The organism is Okeania sp. SIO2B9, assembly GCF_010672505.1.
In the GTDB taxonomy this organism is placed as follows: domain Bacteria; phylum Cyanobacteriota; class Cyanobacteriia; order Cyanobacteriales; family Microcoleaceae; genus Okeania; species Okeania hirsuta.
On sequence record NZ_JAAHGK010000033.1, the window covers coordinates 11,735 to 15,156 of the forward strand.

General features: G+C 37.8%; 2 protein-coding genes. Both read left to right on the top strand.

Translation table 11 applies throughout. From position 1 onward, the window contains the following. Positions 1-299 precede the first annotated feature (299 nt). The gene (locus F6K13_RS02685; RefSeq protein ID WP_124143087.1) at positions 300-617 is read left to right on the top strand and encodes a DUF6825 family protein; all 318 of its coding nucleotides are present in this window, start codon (positions 300-302) and stop codon (positions 615-617) included. A 79-nt stretch (positions 618-696) separates the two neighbouring features. Next, positions 697-2,457: an AarF/ABC1/UbiB kinase family protein gene (locus tag F6K13_RS02690; protein ID WP_124143115.1), complete on the top strand. Its 1,761-nt coding sequence runs from the start codon at positions 697-699 to the stop codon at positions 2,455-2,457. Positions 2,458-3,422: the final 965 nt, after the last annotated feature.

The window sequence follows — 3,422 nt, forward strand, 5'->3', positions numbered from 1 at the left end:
CACTATATTGAAGTTTATTAAAGTTAGCATCACCAGGGAAAATTTCAGCTAAAATTAGACAATATTTCTCTAATCAAGTCAAGTTGTGATAGAAAATTCACGTCCACCCACAATAAAAAGTTAATTGCATAGTAAATAAATCAAACATCAAGCATTAAAATTTGCTTAACAACCATTAGCATAATTGAAAAATCAAGAGAAACCTTGTTAAGTAAGTAAAAATAAAGATAAGCCTTGCTTTTCCAGAAAATATCAATCAAAATTAATTAGTAAATTTTCAACATAGACAACTTTGAATTATGAGTAAATCACCACTTCATGCCTTTTTCGTTGGTAGAGCTATTGCAGAAGGAGTTTACGAACAACTAGAAAATGTTGTTACCAACTCTCTTAGTACACTAGGAAAATTTGATGCAGAGCAAAGAGAGAATTTGCGAAGTTTCATTGAACAAGCATTAGAAAGAGCAGACCGGGAAGCTCAAGCAGAAAATAATGTCAGTAGCTCCAGCAACTTAAACTATCAACCCAAAGACCTACAAGCTATAATCGACGACTTAAGAGCTGAAGTCGCTCAAGTTAGATCGGAACTACAAAAATATCGTAGTGGTTCTGTCTAAAGACAACCCAACCGCTAATTTTGTCCATTGCTATCAGCAAATCTTTAAATCATATCACAAATTATTATATACTGCTACTGTGTCTGTTCTCCTTGATGACAACATCATTAACCGCAAGGGACAAGCTAACTATACAACTGGAGGCTCAATGACCAAAGCCTCCACAAAATCCTATAGTGATAAAGCTTATCGCTGGAATAGAGAAAATTATTCTCGCCAGCGTCGTTACATTGATATTTGGGCTTTTTTTCTCACCTGGCTAACCTGGCTATGGGTAGACAAAAAAAATTGGAGCTACCGAGGGGGAGTAACAGAAGAAAAGAAAAATCTCAGACGTCGCAAACAAGCAATTTGGGTACGAGAGACAATGCTAGAATTAGGTCCCACCTTCATCAAGTTGGGACAACTATTCTCTACCCGTGCAGACTTATTTCCTGTTGAGTACGTCGAAGAGCTTTCAAAACTCCAAGATAAAGTCCCCGCTTTCAAATACGAACAGGTAGAAACAATAATCTTAGAAGACCTCGGAAAAAATACAGACGAACTATACCATAGCTTTGAACCAGTACCCCTAGCTGCGGCGAGTTTAGGTCAAGTTCATAGAGCACAACTTCATTCTGGCGAAGATGTAGTAGTCAAAATACAAAGACCAGGGCTGAAAAAACTATTCCAAATCGATCTAACTATTCTTAAAGGGGTAGCTCGTTATTTTCAAAGACATCCAGAATGGGGTCGCGGTCGAGATTGGTTGGGTATCTATGAAGAATGTTGCCGAATTCTGTGGCTAGAAATAGATTATCTCAACGAAGGTCGCAATGCTGATACCTTTCGCCGTAACTTCCGAAATTGTAATTGGGTAAAAGTACCAAGAGTTTATTGGCGGTATTCAGCACCACGGGTACTGACCTTAGAATATGTCCCGGGTATCAAAATTAGTAATTATGAAGCTCTGGAAGCGTCAGGTCAAGACCGCAAGGCTTTGGCTAGAATGGGGGCTGAAGCTTACTTAAGACAACTTTTGAATGACGGGTTTTTCCATGCCGATCCTCATCCGGGCAATATTGCTGTTAGTCCAGAGGGGGGATTGATTTTCTACGATTTTGGCATGATGGGACAAATCAAGTCCAATATCCGGGAAAAACTCATGGCAACTCTCTATGGCATTGCTTCAAAGGATGCTGAAAGAGTGGTTGTCTCTCTAATAGATTTAGGAGCGTTAACTCCTACTGGAGATATGGGTCCGGTGAGACGGTCGATCCAATATATGTTGGATAATTTTATGGATAAGCCGTTTGAAGCTCAGTCAATCACAGCTATTAGTGATGATTTGTATGAGGTTGCTTATGACCAACCTTTCCGTTTTCCGGCAACTTTTACTTTTGTGATGCGAGCTTTCTCTACTTTGGAGGGGGTTGGTAAGGGTTTAGACCCAGAGTTTAATTTTATGGAGGTGGCACAACCGTTTGCCATGGAGCTGATGTCTGATGGAAATTCTCAAAATACTATTTTTAATGAACTAGGTCGTCAAGCGGCTCAGGTTAGTTCTACTGCTTTGGGTTTGCCTCGTCGTATTGAGGATGCGATTGATAAGTTGGAGCAGGGGGATATTAGGGTTCGGGTTCGGGCTACGGAAACAGATAGGTTGGTTCGGCGGGTTAGCAATGTGCAAATGGGTACTAATTATGCCCTGCTTATCAGTGGTTTTACTTTGTCGGCGACTATTCTCTATGTTAATAATCAGCCTGGTCTAGCATTAGCTTTGGTTTTAGTGGTTGTTGTGATGGGGTTTGCTTTTATACGATTGTTGAAGCGTATTAATAGGTTAGACAAGATGATGTAATAAATTTTTTCTATCTTTAACTATTTTTACCCACCCTAGTAAATTACATTTGGTGGGTTTTTAAGTTTTAGTTATAGGTTTTAATTTTTTGTTTGAAAATTTTAAAGTTTGTCATCGATCTCTGACAAAAAAATTTTGAAGTTTTCTCTATTGGCTAACGAAGTTTCAATATTTTCACTTCTGTTCTTCAATTTTGTGGTAAGCTATGAACAGTGGTAAATTCCAACGGCTAGTTATCACTTGACTAGATCTTAAAGCTGCAAATACTGATTATTTGGTTGTTTTGCTTGGCGATCGCTCCTATCTTCCTCTACTATGAATAACTAATTTTTCTCTTCTCTTTTTTATGGGAGTTGACCTATCTACTTTTTTGTGATACTTAGGTTGTGATTTTGGTAGATATTAGCCTTTATTTCACTTAGTTCTTTAGCTTTTTGGTGTTCTTTAGTTGAATAAAAAGTCATGTGCATAGGCGAACAGCCCCTAAAAATAAAATTTTATCAAAATTTTTGAGCCAAGGCAACAATCCCTCCCATTACCGATTTTTTTTATCAGCTTTAGAGAATGAATGTTTTTGTTTTGGGTTTATAGATAGCGATCGCTTCTAGAATTTTAGATATGATTGATACTTAGAGGATACGAACATGGAAAAATTCATCTGATTTTTCCTGAGCTTCACAAAATGATTTTCGGCGGTCTAGGTTTGGCTAGCTATTTCTATGACAAAAGAGATTATTAGTCTGAAAAAATACTTTTACCGGGTTGAATAAAAAGTCATGCGTATAGGCGAGCAATCCCTAATAATAAAATAGTATCACGGTTATTTAGGGAGTGCAAGACAAAATCCATCGCCGTTTTTTTTGGAGCTTAATAAAATGATTGTAGGATAACAATAGAAGTAGCGATTGCCACAAGAGAGAAGAAAAAGTGGCAGTAAGATTTTCCCTTGCCAGAGGTTGTTCATT

What these genes read in the sequence shown, in the direction of transcription:
- F6K13_RS02685 (WP_124143087.1), top strand. Translation starts at nt 300, where the DNA reads ATGAGTAAATCACCACTTCATGCCTTTTTCGTTGGTAGAGCTATTGCA.